Source organism: Pseudomonas sp. MF06569 (genome assembly GCF_059862735.1).
In genome coordinates this window covers 1-18,358 of the sequence record NZ_JCBCUZ010000025.1, presented here as the reverse complement: position 1 = coordinate 18,358, position 18,358 = coordinate 1, and the positions used below count along the sequence as shown (strand labels likewise).

Here is an 18,358-nt window from a genome sequence, read left to right as displayed (position 1 = left end):
TCCTCGATTCAAAGATTGCGCGAAATGACCATGCGCTGAATATCACTGGTGCCTTCATAGATCTGGCACACCCGCACATCGCGGTAGATGCGTTCCAGTGGAAAGTCGCTCAAGTAGCCATAACCGCCCAGGGTTTGCAACGCCTTGGAGCACACTCGCTCGGCCATTTCCGAAGCAAACAGCTTGGCTTGCGAGGCCTCGACCAACGCCGATTGACCGCTGTCACGCAAGGCCGCGGCGTAACGAACCATCTGCCGGGCAACCGCGATTTCAGTCGACATGTCGGCCAGGCGGAATGCCACGGCCTGATGCTCAACCAATGGCTGGCCAAAGGTCACGCGCTCACGGGCATAGTCCCGTGCAGCTTCGAAGGCCGCGCGGGCCATGCCCACTGCTTGCGAAGCGATGCCGATGCGCCCGCCTTCCAGGTTGCCGAGGGCAATTTTGTAGCCCTGCCCTTCTTCACCCAGACGATTGGCCACCGGCACCTTGAGGTCGTTGAAGAGGATCTGGCAGGTGTCTGACGCGTGCTGCCCCAGCTTGTCTTCGACTCGGGCCACGCTGTAACCCGGTGAGTCCGTGGGCACGATAAAGGCGGTAATACCGCGCTTGCCCGCCGCCGGATCCGTCACCGCAAACACAATCACTACCCCGGCATTTTGCCCCGACGTGATGAACTGCTTGCAGCCATTGAGCACATAGAAATCGCCTTCCCGGCGGGCACGGGTTTTCAGGTCACTGGCGTCGGAGCCCGCCTGGGGCTCGGTCAGGGCAAATGCCCCAAGCATCGCACCACTGGCCAACGGGACCAGAAACGTTTGTTTTTGATACTCGGTGCCGTACTTGAGAATCGGCACGCAACCCACTGAGTTGTGCACGCTCATGATTGTGGAACACGACCCGTCGCCCGCGGCGATTTCTTCGAGGGCCATCGCGTAGGCCTGATAACCGGTATCGCAACCGCCCCACTCTTCAGGCACCAGCATGCCGAAAAAACCCAGCTGCGCCATCTCGTCAATGGCCTCCCGGGGGAAGCGGTGCTGCTTGTCCCATTCAGCGGCAAAGGGCTTCAAACGCTCCTGGGCAAACTGTTGGGCTGCTTCGCGAATTTGTAATTGTTCGGATGTGGGCAGCATAAAAAATCCTTAGTACAAGCATTCCACGGCAATCGCCGTGGCTTCACCGCCGCCGATGCAAATCGCTGCAACGCCGAGTTTGGCCTTTTGCTGACGCAGTGCCGAAAGCAGGGTCACCAGAATGCGCGCTCCCGAAGCACCGATCGGATGGCCCAGCGCACAGGCGCCGCCGTAGATATTGACCTTGGCGTGGGGGATATCCAGTTCGGCCATCGTGACCAGGCTGACCACTGCAAACGCTTCGTTGATCTCGAACAGATCAACCTCGTTCAGATCCCAGCCGGTCTTGCTCATCAGCCGCTTGATCGCCCCCACCGGGGCGGTCGGGAACAGACCGGGCTCATCGGCAAACGCCGCATGCCCGTGGATCACCGCCAGGGGTTCCAGGCCGCGTTTGTGCGCCTCGCTACGGCGCATCAACACCAGTGCCGCCGCACCATCGGAAATCGAACTGGAGTTGGCCGCAGTGACCGTCCCACCCTCCCGGAACGCCGGTTTCAGCGTGGGGATCTTTGCCAGATTGGCCTTGGGCGGCTGCTCATCATCACTGATCAGGCGCGGCTCCTTGCCCACGGTGACCTGCACCGCAACGATCTCGGCGCTGAAGCTGCCGTCCTTGATCGCCTGCTGCGCACGGGTCAGCGACGCCACGGCAAATGCATCCTGGGCCTCACGACTGAAGCCGTGGAGCTGGGCGCAGTCTTCCGCGAAAGTACCCATCAGGCGGCCACGGTCATAGGCGTCTTCCAGGCCGTCCAGGAACATGTGATCCAGCACCCGGCCATGACCCATGCGGTAGCCACTGCGTGCGCGATCGAGCAAATACGGCGCGTTGGACATACTTTCCATGCCCCCTGCCACCACCACATCGACGCTCCCGGCCAGCAGGCGGTCATGGGCCAGGATGGTGGCTTCCATGCCCGAGCCGCACATCTTGTTCAGCGTCGTGCAGCGTGTGCCCTTGTCCAGCCCGGCGCCCAGGGCGGCCTGGCGGGCAGGCGCCTGGCCCAGGCCTGCCGACAGCACGCATCCGAACAGCACCTCTTCTACGCCACCGGGCGCCACACCGGCCCGCTCTACCGCTGCGCGGATCGCCGCAGCACCCAGTTGCGGCGCGGTCAGGCCCTTGAAGTCACCTTGAAAGCCACCCATGGGCGTGCGTGCAACACTCACAATCACGACCGGATCATTGGCAATTGTCATTTCACACCTCTTATTTGGCGGCCATGCGCAAGGCGCCGTCGAGACGGATCACCTCGCCGTTGAGCATGCTGTTTTCAATGATATGGCGCACCAGCGACGCGTACTCGTCAGGCTTGCCCAAGCGCGGTGGAAACGGCACACCGGCGGCCAGAGACTCACGCACTTCAGGGGTCATGCCAGCCATCATCGGGGTTTCAAAAATGCCCGGTGCGATGGTCATGACGCGAATCCCGAAGCGGGCCAGTTCACGGGCCGCAGGCAAGGTCAGGCTGGCGATGGCGCCCTTGGAAGCCGCATAGGCCGCCTGGCCGATCTGGCCGTCGAACGCCGCCACCGAAGCGGTATTGATGATGACCCCGCGCTCTCCATCGGCATCGGCGGTGGTCTCGGCAATGGCCGCTGCGGCCAGGCGCAGCATGTTGAAACTGCCAATCAGGTTGACGTTGATGACCTGGCTGAAATTCTCCAGCCCGTGGGGGCCATTTTTGCCGAGGATTTTTTCGCCGCGCACGATGCCCGCGCAGTTGACCAGCCCGTTGACCCCGCCAAAGGCTGCCACCGTGGCCGCAACAGCTGCCTGTGCGGCGTCTGCCTGGCTGATGTCAGCCACGGCGCTGCGGGCCGAACTGCCCAGTTTGTTCGCGTGTGCGGCCACGGCATCGGCGTTCATGTCCACCAGCATCACCCGGGCACCTGCCTTGACCAACATGTCGGCTGTGGCGGCACCCAGTCCCGATGCACCACCGGTGACGATAAAAACCTTGTTTTCGATTTGCATGGTTGTTCCTGACCAAAAATGGGGGTGAAAAATCAGGCCGTGGCTTTGGCGCTTGACACCAGCTCGGCCTTGGCAATTTCCTGGTTGCGCAAAATGAAGCGCTGCAGCTTGCCGCTCGGGGTTTTCGGCAGCTCGCTGACAAATTCGATTTCACGGGGGTAAGCGTGGGCGGCCAGACGCTGGCGGACGTGCAAACGCAGGGTTTCGGCCAGTTGCGCATCACCCATATACTGGGGGTTCAACACCACGAACGCTTTGACCAGCTCGGTGCGCTCGGGGTCGGGCTTGCCCACTACGGCGGCTTCGACGACTGCCGGGTGCTCGATCAGGGCGCTTTCCACATCAAAAGGCCCCACGCGATAACCGGAGGTCGTGATCACGTCATCGCTGCGCCCGACGAAGCTGATGCTGCCATCGGGGTTCAGCTCCACGGTGTCGCCGCTGAGGTAGTAGTTGCCAACGAAAGCCTTGGTGTTGAAACCTTGATAGCCGCCAAACCAGCACATGGGCGACTGGCTGCGGTCAACGGCCAGAATCCCCGGCTGGCCCACCGGCAATTCCTGATGGTTGTCATCAAGCACCACGATCCGGTGACCCGGGGAGGCGAAACCGGCAGCGCCCATATGCACCGGATGGTCGAGACCGTGATGGTTGCACAGCACCATGCCGACTTCGGTCTGGCCGTAGTGGTCATGGATGGTGACGTTCAGCTCATCGGCAAACCAGCGAATCACCTCGGGATTGAGGGGTTCACCGGCGCTGCTGACGACTCGCAGCTGGCCCTTGATCTTGCTGGAGAAGGCAGCCCCGGCAGCAATCAGCATGCGATACGCGGTAGGTGAACCGGTGAGGTTGGTGATGCCGTATTTCTTGATCACCCGACAGGTGCTTTCAACGGTAAACGGGCCATCGTACAACGTGATCGGGTGCCCCATGGACAAAGGCCCGGTGATCCCGAAATAGATCCCGTAAGCCCAGCCCGGATCAGCCAGGTTCCAGAACGAATCTTCAGGACGCAGCCCTACCGCATCACGGGTATAGCTCTGGAACGCGACAATTGCCTTGAGCGGCACCAGCAGCGGTTTGGCAGGGCCTGTGGTACCCGAAGTAAACATCAGCAAAAACGGGTCTTCGCCGGTGAGCATGACCGGCTCACAGTCCGCCGTGTAGTTGTCCAGTTCGGCCCAGAAGCTGAAGTCGCCGCGTACCAGGCCCTGCCCTTTGGGGCCGGCCACGGTAACAATCGCCGGGCACTCGTTGACTTCGTTGAGTTTGACCCGGTTCACCCCATCGGTGACCACCAGCGCGGCGCCGGAACTGTTGAGCCGGTGTTCGATGGCCTTAGGGCCGAATGCGGTAAACAGTGGCTGGTAGATGGCACCAATGCGCCAGGTGGCAAACGCCACAATCAACAATTCGACATTGCGCGGCAGCAAACCGGCCACCTTGTCGCCGCGTTTTACGCCCTGGGCCAACAGAAAATTGGCAAAGCGTGCAGCCTGATCCTGTAACTGGGTGAAGGTATACGTTGCGCTGCTGGCATCGCGCCCTTCCCAGAACAACGCAATGCGGCCCGGCAAGGCATGCCGGTCACAGCACTCGACACAGGCATTGACTGCCTCCAGGTGGCCGTCCAGGGCGCCCGTTACCGTGCGTTGGTAGTCGAAATCAGTCATAGCGGTCAGATAGTCGCGCATCAGCAGAATCCCTCGGTCTTTATTTTTAGGATGGGAACCGTGAACAATCCTGTTGATAATCGCCCTGGGAAGGCTCTGCAACAATGGTCAAACCGCTCAAGCTGAATGACTGCTTTGGCCAATGCGCGATCTTGCCCGAACGCGCCTCAGTCCCAGGGATCGCAACCGGCGGCCAGGTGGCGTTTATCCCTGCTGCTATCTATATTTCACGCACATAAGGAGATGCCCGTGACCACACAAAACCACCACAACACCATCAACAACATCGAATTCAACGTCCACGACATCGCGCGCAGCAAAGGGTTTTATGGCGCCGTATTTGGCTGGACTTTCACTGACTATGGCCCCACCTACACCGAGTTCAGCGATGGCCGCCTGAGCGGCGGTTTCACCACTGGCGAGGCCGTGCGCCCGGGTGGCCCGCTGATCATTGTGTATGCCGACGACCTGCCCCGTGCACAGCAGGCAATCGTTGACGCCGGAGGCAAAATCACCCGACCCGAATTCAAGTTCCCGGGGGGCAGCCGTTTTCACTTCACCGACCTGGACGGCTACGAACTGGCGGTATGGTCGGCAGCCACATAAACCCGAAAAAAGCCCCGTCGGCGCAACACCGACGGGGCTTTTGCTTGTTGCTCAAAACGTGCAGCCTGGCGTTTACCGTCCCATCGCCCGTGCCGCATCCGCGGTGTACTGGTCAGGCGTGAACTTACCTTCGTTGAGGATCGGGCCTTTCTTGGCTTCGTTGGTCATGCCGTAGCCGGTGTACTGCCCCGAGTTCAAGTCCATGAAGAACTGCGAACCCGCCTGCCAGGCGCTCATGTCCGGATGATAGTAGTAGTTGATCATGGCGTGTTTCCACAGCTGCCCACGGGCATCGTAGTTGTCTGCCATCACCGAGTTCCAGGTGTCCTCATCGATAAACAGCACACGCTTGCCGTACACGTGGCGATAGCCTTCTTTCAAGTCCCCTTCCAGCACCCACACACGACGCAGTTCATAACGCATCAGGTCAGGGTTGGGATGGTTGGGCGTGAGCATGTCTGCGTACTTCACCGTGCCTGCGTTGGGCTTGTAGGCGTTGGCCGGGATGTAAACCTCACGCTTGCCGATCAATTTCCAGTTGAAGCGCTCTGGCGAACCGTTGAACAAACGGTCTTCGTCGACGGTCATGGTGCCGTTGGTGCCAATCATCGGCTGGTCATAGCCGTAGCCAGGCAGCAAGCGAACGCGACGGGTGGATGGGCTGTAGCTCCAGGCCTGACGCGGGTTGGTCTGAAAGTCGTAGGGTTCGTGGGAAATGCTGATCACGCCGTTGTCACGGGCAGGTTTGAGCGTCGTGTTGTTGCCCATTGCCTGAATCTTGTCTTCGGTTTTTGGCTCCACCGTCGGGGAGTTGGCCTGTGACAGGCCCCGCGCATAGGCACGGCCCCAACCAATGCTGCCATTGGGCAGTACGGACGCCAGGTCACTGGTTTTCTCTTCGGTCCAGGCGCGTGCCGGGAGCTGGTGGTTCCACAGCACTTCCATGCCGCTTTTAGGGATCGGGAACGGCACCTGGCCCAACCCTTCGATGCCCATGCCATCGTTCACCAGCTTGGCATTCAAGGCGTTGCTCATGACGCGGCGGCACACGTAGTCCGGGTAGCGGAAATCACGATGACCGGTGTAGATGTTCATCTTGTAAGTGGTCGGATAACGCTTGAGCAGCGCTTTCTGGCCCTCGGTCAGCTTGTCTTCGTACTGCGCCATGTTTTGCGCAGTGATCACCAGGATCGGCTTCTCTGCAGCATAGGGATCAACCGGTTGGTCGCCCGAGAACTTCACATGGTTCCAGCCCGGAACTTCGCCCAGGTACTTGCCGGTGTAGGGCGGGATAGTGCCCGCGGCGTTACCTGCCTGTTCTGCACCTACACAGGTCAGCTCTTTACCCAGTTTGGCCGCTTCTGCGGGAGATACCTGGGCGGATGCCGTGCCGATGGCCGCCACATTGACGGCTATGGCGGCTGCGAGCATTACGCCTGTTCTTGTTATTTTCATGTATTGCCTCCTACGCGAATAAGCTTGCTGAGGGGTATGCGTCCATTCTTCGCCATTCACAGGCGAGTACATCGTCCACAAAGACTATTCAGGCCGTTACCAACAGCTCTTTGAGCAAGCTTTTAAGCATCTTGCCCGACGCATTACGGGCAAACGGCGTGTGCTGGATATGGATCTGCGCAGGGACCTTGAAGCTCGCCAGACGCTGGGCGATAAACCCTCGCACCGTATCCCGGTCCGGGGTTGAGGCCGGGTCGCCACGCACCACCAAAAACACCACTTCGCCCAGCACATCGTCAGGGACGGCAAAGGCTGCGGCCTCAATCACACCGGGCATCTCACAGGCGCAGGACTCGACCTCGGCAGCGGAAATCTTCTCGCCGCCGCGATTGATCAAATCCTTCGCGCGATCCGTGATGTAGAGGAAACCTTCATCATCCAGCAGCCCGATATCGCCGGTGTCGAGCCAGCCATCGCGCAGGGTCTGTGCGCTGGCCTCGGGCAGGTTCCAGTACGCGCTCATCAGCGTTGGCGAGCGCACCCAGATCAATCCACTGACACCGCCGGGCAGTGGTCGATCCGGACTGTCGCCAATGCGCACCTCGACAATTGGCAAGGGCCAGCCTGCCGATGCCGGTTTGTAGACAAACTGATCACCGCCAATGGCTGCGCAGATGCCGTTGCTTTCGGTGAGCCCATAACCACTGCCGCCGATTGCCTCGGGTTTGCGCTGGGTCAGGTGTTCCAGCAGGCTGCTGGACGGTGCCGCACCCCCCAGCCCCAGACCAAACAGGCTGGCCGTGTCAGGGCTGCCAAAGCGTGGCGACGTCAGCAGTTGCTGCATCATCACCGGTGCGCCGTTGAACTGGGTGCATTGCTCATCGCGGATCAGATCGAAGGCTTTTTCCACGTCCCACTTGTACATCAGCAGCAGGCGTCGACCGCTGCGCAAGGCCAGCAAAAACTGCGCATGCAAGCCACTGACATGGAACAGCGGGACTGCCATCAAGGTGGTGGGTGCATAACCGCTGTTGATCACCACACTGATGCGCTGCGGTGAACTGAGCGCGCAAAACGCACCCTGGAACTCCAGCGCCACCAGCGCCTGGCAGACTGCGCCGTGGGTTGACAGCACGCCCTTGGCCAGACTGGTCGTGCCCGAGGTGTAGAGAATCATGGCCGGGTCGCTGGCACTGACGGGTTGCACGGGCGTACTCAACGCGGGTGCCGCCAGCAGGTCTTCCAGGCGCTGGCAGTGTTCCTCCAGCGGCGCGTCTTCACACAGGCCAACCACAATGGTTGCCAGCCCTTGATCCCGCAGGTCAGCGGCAAGCCATTGCAAGCGAGGCTCGTCGCACAGCAACAAACACGCACCGCTGTCCTGCAGGCCATGAAACAGCTCGTCACGCAGCCCCCAACTGTTGAGCGGCACACACACTGCACCGCATCGCTGGATGGCTGCAAACGCGACCAGCCAGGAGGGCTGATTACGCATGGCAATCGCGACGCGATCCCCTTTGTGCAGACCAAAGCGCTGCACCAACTGCCCGGCCAGTCGATCCACCTGATCGAAAAACTGACTGAACGTCAGGCGCTGCTGCTCCCACACCAGAAACTCGCGGTCAGCATGCACCCGGCCACTGTCGATGGCGGCCCAGACGCTGGCTGCTGTGTGTCGAAAATACTTCGGCCCGCCTTCTGGCGGCGTGACGACTTCAAAAGGCGAGCCCACCCCCACCAACTGCTGCCAGGCGCTCTGCCATTGCTCAAGTTTCATCTTGTTATTCTCCTGACTCGAACCGTTCACAACAGGCTCAAGCGTGCGCGTGCGCCAGTTCCAGGGCGCCATAGCGCTCGCAGTGAAAATCGGCATCGCCCAGGATTGCCTGAGCCACCCGGATACGCTTGAGGTACAAGCCCACATCCAGCTCATCGGTGACGCCAATGCCGCCGTGCATCTGCACCGCTTCATTCGCGACCTTGATCGCCGTCTGCCCGGCCTTCCACTTCGCCAGACTGGCCAGGCGCTGACGCTCGACCTCGCTCAGGCGTGTATCGTCCAGCGCCGCCAGCCCGGCCATCACCGCGCTGCGCGCCAGTGCCAGGTCGACATACAGCTGCGCCGCACGGTGTTGCAGGGTCTGGAAAGAGCCAATGGCCACATCAAACTGGACGCGGGTCTTGAGGTAATCGAGGGTCATCCCGAAGAGTTTTTCAGACATGCCGAGCATCTCGGCAGCCAGGCACACTCGACCGCGATCCAGCGCAATAATCAACGCAGGCATGGCAGATCCGGCCTCGCCGAGCAGTGCTTGTGGCCCGACCTGTACCTGATCCAGCTGCAACCGTGCATGGTTGCGCGAGTCAATCAGCGGTAACGCAACCACAGTGAGGCCCGCAGCGTCGGCCGGTATCAGAAACAGGCTGATACCCTGGGTGCCCGTGCGTGCTGCCACCAGATAACCGTCGGCACCGAGCCCGTCGATCACACAATATTTATCCCCGGTCAGGCTGTAGCCATCGCCATTGGGCACGGCTTGCAACGAGACCTTTTGCGGGTTGTGACGCGCGTGTTCGTCCAGCGCCAGCGCCAGGCGCCGCTCACCGCTGATGGTCGTCGACAGCCAGCAATCCTGTTGCTCGGCATTGCCCTGCAGGTGCAGCAAGGAACCGCTGAGCACTACGCTGGAGAGCAGCGGCGAGGCGCTGAGCGTGCAACCGATGGATTCAAAGACAGGGCCCAGGCCCATGCAACCGAAGTCCAGCCCGCCGAGGTTTTCGGGGAACGGTATAGCGCTCCAGCCCAACGCCACTGCGTCTTGCCACAGTCTCGAGTCAAAACCGTCGGGCTGGGGCTCATCGCGCAAGGCGCGCTGGCGGGACACCGGGCTGCGCGCCGCCAGGAACTCGCGGGCGCTGTCGGCCAACATCCGTTGATCATCGTTATAAAGCAGGTTCATGGTGGGTTTCCTTACTTCACGTCAGGCAGGCCGAGGACCCGCTTGGCAATCACGTTGAGCTGGATTTCTGAGGCACCGCCAGAAATGGTCAGGGCGAAGCTGTTGAGCCAGCCACGGGTGATGGCCTGCTCCTGGGGGCTGAACGCCTCCTTGTCCCAGCCCAATGCGTGATAACCCATGACATCCAGCAGCACTTCGAACTTGTCCCGTTCCTGTTCGGTGTGGACCAGTTTCATGATCGACATCAGCCCGCTGACGTCTTGCCCGGCGCGGGCTTCTTCACCCATGCGCTGTACGGTCAGGTTGTAGCTGTGCTCGTCCATGGCACAGGCCACAGCCCGCGCCACCAGCGCCGATTCGCTTTGCCCCGCAGGTTCGGGCAAGTACTGGCCGACCAACGACAACAAGTGAAAGTGCGTCGGCAGGCTGAACTCGCCGAATTTGGACATGGCTTTGCGTTCGTGCTGCAACAGGCGCTTGGCCAGGTTCCAGCCGCCGTGCAACGGGCCAATCAGCTGGCTTTTCGGGACTTTGACTGCATCGAAGAACACCTGGCAGAACGCAGATTTGCCGCTGATCAAATCAATCGGCGCAACGCTCACCCCGGGGCTTTTCATGTCGAGCACGATCAGGCTGATGCCCGCGTGCTTGCTGGCGGCGGGATCGGTGCGGACCAACGCATACATCCAGTCCGACTTGTCCCCGTACGAGGTCCAGATTTTGCTGCCATCCACTACAAAATGATCGCCAGCATCCCGGGCGGCGGTTTTCAGGCTCGCTAGGTCAGAGCCGGCATTGGGCTCGGAGAAGCCCTGGCACCAGCGCACTTCACCGCGAGTCATCGGGGTGAGCAGGTCTTTCTTTTGCGCTTCGCTGCCGAACTCCAGCAGCACCGGGCCAAGCATCCAGATGCCCAGATTGATTTGTGGCGGGCGGCACTTCAGGCGGCGCAGCTCACTTTCGAGCACGGCGTTATATTCCGCGCTCAGCCCTGCACCGCCATATTCGGCAGGCCAGTCCGGGCAGAACCAGCCCTTGTCGCGCATGCGCTCAAACCACAGCTGGGCATCGGCATTGGGAAACTCGACATCCCTTGCACCCCACACCAACTCGCCTTCAGGAATCGCCTTGCGCTGCGAGGGTGGACAGTTGGCCTCAAGCCAGCTGCGGGTTTGCTCTCTGAACTGGTCAATGGTGTTCATGTTTTCTACCTTTCGGTTCTTGTAGCCGCTGTCGAGGTACGAGGCTGCGACGGGCTGCGCAGCGGCCCTGGTATTTTGAAGGTCCTGCGGCCCTTATCGCAGCCTCGTACCTCGTCAGCGGCTACAGAGTGTCGGCGATGGTTAACGCTGGGTACGGGGCATGCCCAGGCCGAATTGGGCGATCAGCTCGCGCTGGATTTCATTGGTACCGCCACCAAACGTCAGGGTCACGCTGGCACGTACTTCGTACTCAAGGTCCCCCTGCAACAACGACGCCGCCGAACCGCCGCGCACCAGACCATTGGCACCCACGATGTTGCTCAACAGGCGCAGAATCTCGATCGCCGATTCGGAGCCATAGACCTTGGTGGTCGAGGCCAGCGCCACGTCCATGCGCTCACGCTCAAGATCAGCGGCAATGCGCAGGTTGATCAGGCGCATGGCTTCCAGCCTTGCGTAACACTGCGCCAGACCTGCGCGCACCCAGGTTTTATCGGTGGCACGCACGCCGTTTTCATCCGCTTCCCTGGCCCACATCAGCACCCGGCGAAACAGTCCGACAACCTTGTCCGACCAGGCACCCAGGCCCAGCCGCTCGTGGTTCAGTTGGGCGGTGATCAGCTTCCAGCCACCGTTCAGCTCGCCCACCAGCATGTCTTTGGGCACCCGGACGTTGTCGTAGTAGGTGGCCGCAGTCGGGTTGCTCGTGGTCGGGATCACCGTGGTCGAGAAGCCTTGCGCCTGGGTGTCGAGAATCAGGATCGACACGCCCTTGTGCCGTGGTCGTTCTGGATCGGTACGCGCCGCCAGCCAGATGTAATCCGCCGACTCGGCACCCGAGGTCCAGAGCTTGTTGCCATTGACCACAAAACTGTCGCCTTCAAGGCGGGCCATGGTTTTGAGCACGGCCAGGTCGCTGCCCGCATCCTGTTCGGAGTAGCCGATGGCAAAGATGATTTCGCCCGCAGCGATGCCCGGCAAGAATTTGGCCTTTTGCAATTCGGTGCCGTGAGCCATCAGCGCAGGCCCAACAGTGCTGATGGTCACAAACGGCAGCGGCGCCCCGGCAATGTTCGCTTCTTCAAAGAAGATGAACTGCTCGGTGGGGCCGTAGCCCTGCCCGCCGTGCTCCTTGGGCCAGCCCACGGCCAGCCAGCCGTCGCGCCCCATCTGGCGGATGGTGTCGCGGTACAGTTCGCCGCCCTCTTTGCCGCGCAATTGCTCACGCAACTGCGGGGTCATCAGGTTTTGGAAGTAGTCCCGCACCTTCAGGCGCAGGGCGTGTTGTTCAGGCGTGAGGTCGACGAACATTCAGGCTGCTCCCAGAATCAGGCCGCTGGTAGGAACACCCGTGCCAGCAGTCACCAGCACGTTTTCCACATTGTCGACCTGGTTGACCGCACTGCCACGCACCTGGCGCACCGCTTCAGCCACGCCGTTCATGCCGTGGATATAAGCCTCGCCCAGTTGCCCGCCGTGGGTATTGATCGGGAACTTGCCGCCACGGGCATGGTGCCCGGCTCGGATGAATTCCTTGGCTTCGCCACGCTCGCACAGGCCGAACTCTTCGAGCTGCGGCAGTACAAACGGGGTGAAGTGGTCGTAGATGACCGCGGTTTGCAGCGCCTCCGGGCCCAGGCCCGACTGGCGATACAGCTCCTTGGCGACCACGCCCATTTCCGGTAGCCCGGTAATGTCGTCGCGGTAGAAGGAGGTCATGATCTGCTGGCCCGACGTGATCCCCTGGGAGCCGGCCTTGATCATCACCGGCTTCTGGCGCAGGTCCTTGGCACGCTCGGCCGAGGTAATCACCATCGCCACCGCACCATCGGATTCCTGGCAGCAATCGAGCAAATGCAACGGCTCGCAGATCCAGCGCGAGGCCTGGTGTTCTTCCAGAGTGATCGGCTTGCCGTAAAAGAACGCCGCCGGGTTGGTGGCGGCAAAGTCACGCACCGCCACCGCCACGCGACCGAAGTCTTCAGAGGTGGCGCCGTAGGTGTGCATGTAGCGCTGGGCAAACATGCCGACCCATGAAGCCGGGGTGTGCAGGCCGTGGGGCATGTACCAGCCGTAGTTGACGTTTTCGAAGATCGGCGTGGAAGCAAAGCCGTAGCTGCCGCTGCCGAAGCGATACCACGAGCGCTCGTTCATGGCGCGGTAGACCACCACCACTTTGGCCACACCTGTGGCGACGGCCATGGCCGCGTGCATGATCGGCGCGCAGGCCGCACCACCACCGTGGGGTACCTGGGAGAAGAATTTGACGTCCTTGCAACCCAGCAAGCGGGCGATCTCGTATTCCGGGACTTTGTCCACCGAGTACGAGCTGAAACCCTCAACCTCGGACGGGTCGATACCCGCGTCTTTCAACGCAGCCAACGTGGCTTCAAGCGCCAGGCGCAATTCGGTGCGCCCGGAGTTTTTCGAAAATTCGGTCGCGCCCAGGCCAACGATGGCAGCGCTGCCGGAAAGTGTCGATTGCGTCATGTGTGCTGTCTCCCGCGATCAGGGCAGAACCAGCGCGACCGTTCCGGTCACGTGGTTGCCCATGGAATTTTTGCCGCTGAGGGTGATTTCCACCGTGCGGGTGGCGGCGTCCAGGCCGGTAACCGCGCCATTGAACGTCATGCTGTCGCCGGGGTAGTTCGGCGCGCCAAGCTTGATTTTCAGCGAGGCAAAACGTGCCTCAGGGCCAGCCCAACCTTCGACATACCGCTGCACCAGCCCATTGGTGGTGAGGATGTTCATGAAGATGTGCGGTGAGCCCAGGGCCTGAGCGGCGTTCAGGTCATGGTGGCCGGGGAAGTAGTCGCGGGTGGCGATAGCGCCGCCGGTGACCAGGCCCACGGTGATCGGGATCGCCAGTTCCGGCAGGGTTTCGCCGGGGCGCACGTCGTCAAAGCGCTTGGTGTTCTGCAAGGTCATATTTCCATCCCAGCTTGTCGTTTTGGCTCAGCCAGTCGCCGAGGCGTTCCAGGCAGGCTGGCGATCCTCCCAGGGCACAGCCCAAAGCGCGGCTCCAGTAGAGAAAGCGATGCATCGGGTACGTCAGGTCGACGCCGATACCGCCGTGTACGTGCTGGGCGTTGTGCCCAATCACATGCCCCGCTTCACAGGCCTGCCAGGCGGTGGCCAGTGCTTCGCTCGGCGCAGGCAGACCGGCATCCAGGCGGTAGCACAATTGCCACAGGCAGCTGCGCAGGGCTTCGAGGGCGATATGGGCGTTGGCCATGCTCATTTGCACGGCCTGAAAGCTGCCGATGCTGCGTTCAAACTGACGACGCTCGGTGACGTACTCCACGGTGCGGCGGATCTGTTCGGCGCTGACCCCCAGTTGCAGCGCAGCCAGCGAGGCGATGGCCCGTGGCTCCAGCCAGCCGAGTGCGGCTGCGGGGAGCAATTGCCCGGTGCTGATCAGCAGCCCGTCGATGTGTAAATCGGCAACCGCCTCACCGTGAGTCATGCGACCGGGTACAGGCTTGACGGCTTTGTTTGCCAGTTCGACCAACGCCAGCCGGGCTTGCCCTTCGACCGTCACCAGCAGCAGGGCCGCTTGCGACTGTTCAGCCAGCGCCAGCGCACCGACATGACCGCTCAAGCACCATCCGCCGTCCACAGATTGAGCGTGCAACCCAATGCCCCGGGCGTTGTACAAACCACTCAAGTCCAGGGTCAGCAGCGCCTTGCCCGCTGCAGCGTCAACCGCCCACGACTGCAAGGAAGGGTCGGCAAATTGCGCCAGCGTGGCGGCCGCCAGTTGATGACGCCACAACGGCACTTGCCCCAACGCCTGACCCTGGGCCTGCAGTACGAGCATCAACTCGGTCATGCCCAGTCCGCTGCCACCCTGCGCTTCAGGGATGGCCAGGGCTTGCAGGCCGGTCTCTACACACAGCTGCCACAGCGGCTCCATGTAGGCCTGCTCGCGGGTGTCGAACTGACGCAAGCGGTCATCGGTGCAATAGTCGGCAAACACACTGCCGGCCATTTCTGCGATGGCGCCTTGGTCTTCGGTGAATTCGAAATCCATGCTGCCCTCCCCTTACTCGACCACAGGCCGGAACATGGGCAAGGTCAGCTCGCCGTCGAAGGTCTGGAATTCAAGCTGCAAGGGCTGGCCAATACTCAGCTCTTCGCGCTTGACGCCTGTAAGCCCGGCCACCAGACGCACGCCCTCTTCCAGCTCGATCAGGCCGATCGGGTTGGGATGGTCGAACGGTGCCACTTCGGGGTAATGCATGATCACAAACGAATAGAGGCTGGCACGGCCGCTGGCCTGCACGCTGTCCCAATCGAACGAGTGGCATTCGATGCACACGGGAGCAGGAGGATGGCGCAGAGTCTGGCACTGGGTGCAGCGCTGGATCAGCAACTTGCCCGCATCACAGCCTTCCCAGAAGAAACGGGTGTCATCACTCATGCCCGGCTTGGGACGCTTGACTGCCGGGGCTGCCTCGACCTTGGCCGGTGCTTCTTTGGCCGCGTGGTTGTTGGCCGGACGGAACTTGAATACGCGAAACAGCAACTGCCCCACCGCTTCGTCGCCACTTTTGTGTTCAACGAAGTAGTTCATCACCAGGGTGACGAAAAAACCTGTGCCCAGGCCGGTGGTTTTCTCGTCGCCTACCGAGTCCAGCCGGGTGGTGTAGTAGAGTTTTTCCCCCGGACGCAGATTGCGTTCGAAGGTCAGCTCGGAGTTCACCGCGACCACGGATGCATAGCCATAAGACTCAATCAGCTTGAGCACTTCATAGGGGTTTTCGGTGGTCGAGCCCGGTGCGTAGTTGTTCAGGTGGAAGCCTTCCATGCACCACACCTGCAACATCGCAGGCGGTGCCACCAGCCCGTCCTGAGCGCTGATGGCGGCAAAGGCCGGATCGGTGTAAAGCGGGTTGTCCACGCCCATGATCTCGCACCATTGGCGGATCATCGGGGCGTTGACTTCGTCCCAGGCGTAGACGCGACCATACTCACGCCCCACCAGGGCGCGCACGTCGGTTAGCAATTGAGAATCAGCCAAGTTCGTCTCCTGCGTGTCAAGTGCAGCAACCCGGTGGTCGCCGCTGAAGGTCGTCAATGCGCAGCGCTCAGAAATGCCGGCCGTTCGCCGCCGCCGTGCAACAACAGATTGCAGCCGCTGGCATAGCCGGCCATGGGCGAGGCGATAAACAGGCAGGCGTTGCCGATGTCTTCCGGCAACGCCATGCGCCCGGCCGGAATACCGGCACTGACGGCTGCGATGCCTTGTTCGTCGCCGTAATGCAGATGCGCCTGTTCGGTGCGTACCAGCCCCGGACTGACCGCGACCACCCGCACCTTGGGCGCCCACTCCACGGCAAGGGATTGCACCAGCGCCAATACCCCGGCCTTGGCCGCGCCATAAGCCGCGGTGCCAGGGGATGCGCGCAAGGCGCTGATGCTGCCGATAAACACGATGCAGCCGCCTTCGGCCTGTTGCTGCATCAAGGCGTTGGCCTGTTGCGCAACATTCAAGGGGGCGATGAGATTGAGGCGAATAATGCCTTCGTGGAAACGTGGCGAAGCGCTGCCAGCCTCTGCTGGCGGGCTGCCGCCGGCATTGTTGATCACCACATCGAGATGACCGAAGTCAGCGCGAATGCCCTCGAACAATGCCTTGAGCGATTCCTGGTCGCGCACATCGCACGCCATGAAAATCGCCTGCGTCGAGCCTGCCCCGGGCAACATTTCAGGTGTTGTCCTGCCACACACAATCACCTGTGCCCCGGCTTGCAGAAAGCTGCGGGCGATACCGGCGCCGATGCCTTTTGTACCGCCGGTGACCAGCACCACTTTACCGCTGTAGTCCAGCCCTGAGAGTTGGCCCATGACATGCTCCTTTTCTACTGATGGAGCCACTCTAGGGGCAATCCGGGGGCTGCTCGTCGTCTGAACGGACGATGAAGCGCAACCGGGTGAACGCAACAATCCAGCGCACGCTGTGGTGACAGCCCCTGTTAACGAGGAACCCCATGTCAGACCCATCTGCCGCGCCGGTATTGCTTGAATTCCCGACCCCGGGCGTGGCCTTGCTGCGCCTTAATCGCCCCCAGGCCACCAACGCCCTGAGCCTTGAGTTGCAAGGGTTGTTGTCACGCTATTTCACGGAACTGGCGCACAACCCTGACGTGCGCTGCATCCTGCTGACTGGCGGTGACAAAGTGTTTGCCGCTGGCGGCGACATCAACAGCATGGCCGGGGTCGGCCCGATTGATATTTACCAGCGCCATACCGAGCGGGTCTGGGCGCCGATTCAGCATTGCCCCAAACCGGTCATTGCTGCGGTGTGCGGCTATGCCTATGGCGGTGGTTGCGAGCTGGCGATGCTGGCCGACATCATCGTGGCCGGGCGCAGTGCCAGGTTTTGCCAGCCCGAGATACGCATCGGCATCATGCCGGGCATCGGCGGCACCCAGCGGCTGGTACGTGCCGTGGGCAAGGCCAAGGCGATGCGCATGGCCCTGACCGGGCAGCCAATTACGGCTGAAGAGGCCTGGGTTTCGGGGTTGGTGAGTAACGTGGTCGATGATGACCAGGTACAGGCTTATGCCCTGGAGATGGCCCAGTTGATCGCCGCTATGCCCCCGCTGGCTGCCGAGCAAATCAAGGAAGTGATACTGGCGGGCGTGGACGCACCGCTGGAGACCGGGCTGGCCCTTGAGCGCAAGGCCAATGCGCTGCTGTTTGCATCCAGGGATCAAAAAGAAGGGATGCAGGCATTTATCGAGAAACGTGCAGCGCGGTTTGAAGGGCATTGAGCGGCGCGCCCCTGTAGTCGCTGACGAGTCGTGCGAGGCTGCGTTCGATCGCACAGCGGTCGCAAAACAGGTACACGCGCAGTGCCTGATTAACCGTGCAGGCCGATTTCACGACTGCTACGTCGCAATGGCGCACCAAGCCGAACGCAGCCTCGCACGACTCGTCAGCGACTACAGGTCGTGAATGCAACCCACCAACCAGGCCGGCCGGTCGGCCGCCTCGGCGGGCAGTGCTTTTGATCTGCCCGCCCCTTCGGGAGGCCGAGAGGAGGTTCTGCGCAGTGGGTCGACCGGCATGGATGCCGGGAGAGCCGTGTTGGGCCAGGGATGGCCCGTCACGGCGGGCCCACGGAGCGGGACCGGAGTGAGGGACACCTGAGCGCAGCGAGGGCCGTACGCTGGGGCGAAAGCGCTTTGGTTACTTTGCCGCTTTTGCAATCGGCATAGGGGACGGCCATCTGGCCGCGCCCCTGCCACACCACCCGGCATGCGGGTCCGCACCGGGCGGTTCGAGAAGTTGAGGTCAGCAGAGTCGAGGTAGACCCAACCGGTCGGACCACGCC

The 18,358-nt window shown here is 61.6% G+C and carries 16 protein-coding genes; 2 read left to right on the top strand and 14 right to left on the bottom strand.

What is annotated here, in order from left to right; all coding sequences use genetic code 11:
• Positions 1–8: 8 nt before the first annotated feature.
• From AC19YQ_RS19560 to AC19YQ_RS19545, 4 genes are read right to left on the bottom strand one after another with little or no spacing between them, the layout of a single operon-like run.
• A complete protein-coding gene (locus AC19YQ_RS19560) occupies positions 9–1,136 on the bottom strand; it encodes an acyl-CoA dehydrogenase (RefSeq protein ID WP_326397984.1) in 1,128 nt (375 codons plus the stop codon).
• Positions 1,137–1,145: 9 nt separating this feature from the next.
• Positions 1,146–2,339: an acetyl-CoA C-acyltransferase gene (locus tag AC19YQ_RS19555; protein ID WP_500595722.1), complete on the bottom strand. Its 1,194-nt coding sequence runs from the start codon at positions 2,337–2,339 to the stop codon at positions 1,146–1,148.
• Positions 2,340–2,349: 10 nt separating this feature from the next.
• Positions 2,350–3,117, bottom strand: a complete 768-nt coding sequence (locus AC19YQ_RS19550) for an SDR family NAD(P)-dependent oxidoreductase (protein ID WP_500595721.1) — start codon at positions 3,115–3,117, stop codon at positions 2,350–2,352.
• A 32-nt stretch (positions 3,118–3,149) separates the two neighbouring features.
• Positions 3,150–4,814: an AMP-binding protein gene (locus AC19YQ_RS19545; RefSeq protein ID WP_500595720.1), complete on the bottom strand. Its 1,665-nt coding sequence runs from the start codon at positions 4,812–4,814 to the stop codon at positions 3,150–3,152.
• Positions 4,815–5,042: 228 nt separating this feature from the next.
• Between AC19YQ_RS19545 and AC19YQ_RS19540 the strand changes: the two genes are divergently transcribed.
• Positions 5,043–5,399: a VOC family protein gene (locus AC19YQ_RS19540; protein ID WP_500595719.1), complete on the top strand. Its 357-nt coding sequence runs from the start codon at positions 5,043–5,045 to the stop codon at positions 5,397–5,399.
• Between the two features lie 72 nt (positions 5,400–5,471).
• On the opposite strand, the gene AC19YQ_RS19535 is transcribed toward AC19YQ_RS19540, so the two are convergent.
• The 10 genes from AC19YQ_RS19535 to AC19YQ_RS19490 form a co-directional block, all read right to left on the bottom strand.
• Positions 5,472–6,854 carry a DUF1329 domain-containing protein gene (locus AC19YQ_RS19535; RefSeq protein WP_326397989.1) on the bottom strand — a complete coding sequence of 461 codons (1,383 nt, stop codon included), beginning with the start codon at positions 6,852–6,854 and terminating at the stop codon, positions 5,472–5,474.
• Between the two features lie 88 nt (positions 6,855–6,942).
• Entirely contained in the window at positions 6,943–8,631 is a 1,689-nt protein-coding gene (locus AC19YQ_RS19530) for a class I adenylate-forming enzyme family protein (protein ID WP_500595718.1), read from the bottom strand.
• A gap of 37 nt (positions 8,632–8,668) precedes the next feature.
• Positions 8,669–9,814: an acyl-CoA dehydrogenase family protein gene (locus AC19YQ_RS19525; RefSeq protein ID WP_500595717.1), complete on the bottom strand. Its 1,146-nt coding sequence runs from the start codon at positions 9,812–9,814 to the stop codon at positions 8,669–8,671.
• Positions 9,815–9,825: 11 nt separating this feature from the next.
• The gene (locus AC19YQ_RS19520; RefSeq protein WP_339474433.1) at positions 9,826–11,016 is read right to left on the bottom strand and encodes an acyl-CoA dehydrogenase family protein; all 1,191 of its coding nucleotides are present in this window, start codon (positions 11,014–11,016) and stop codon (positions 9,826–9,828) included.
• Positions 11,017–11,157: 141 nt separating this feature from the next.
• Complete coding sequence (locus tag AC19YQ_RS19515; protein WP_500595716.1) at positions 11,158–12,327, bottom strand: acyl-CoA dehydrogenase family protein; 1,170 nt, start codon at positions 12,325–12,327, stop codon at positions 11,158–11,160.
• Positions 12,328–13,506, bottom strand: a complete 1,179-nt coding sequence (locus AC19YQ_RS19510) for a lipid-transfer protein (protein ID WP_048351818.1) — start codon at positions 13,504–13,506, stop codon at positions 12,328–12,330.
• A gap of 18 nt (positions 13,507–13,524) precedes the next feature.
• On the bottom strand, positions 13,525–13,944 hold the full coding sequence (locus AC19YQ_RS19505; RefSeq protein ID WP_133077439.1) for a MaoC family dehydratase: 420 nt from the start codon (positions 13,942–13,944) through the stop codon (positions 13,525–13,527).
• Entirely contained in the window at positions 13,916–15,049 is a 1,134-nt protein-coding gene (locus AC19YQ_RS19500; RefSeq protein WP_500595715.1) for an acyl-CoA dehydrogenase family protein, read from the bottom strand. Before AC19YQ_RS19500 ends, AC19YQ_RS19505 begins: the two co-directional genes overlap by 29 nt.
• Before the next feature lie 12 nt (positions 15,050–15,061).
• A complete protein-coding gene (locus AC19YQ_RS19495; protein ID WP_133077437.1) occupies positions 15,062–16,039 on the bottom strand; it encodes an OB-fold domain-containing protein in 978 nt (325 codons plus the stop codon).
• Between the two features lie 53 nt (positions 16,040–16,092).
• On the bottom strand, positions 16,093–16,866 hold the full coding sequence (locus AC19YQ_RS19490) for an SDR family oxidoreductase (RefSeq protein ID WP_500595713.1): 774 nt from the start codon (positions 16,864–16,866) through the stop codon (positions 16,093–16,095).
• 143 nt (positions 16,867–17,009) lie between these two features.
• Between AC19YQ_RS19490 and AC19YQ_RS19485 the strand changes: the two genes are divergently transcribed.
• Positions 17,010–17,795 (top strand): enoyl-CoA hydratase, encoded by a 786-nt coding sequence (locus AC19YQ_RS19485; RefSeq protein ID WP_500595712.1) that lies wholly within the window; start codon positions 17,010–17,012, stop codon positions 17,793–17,795.
• Positions 17,796–18,358 lie beyond the last annotated feature (563 nt).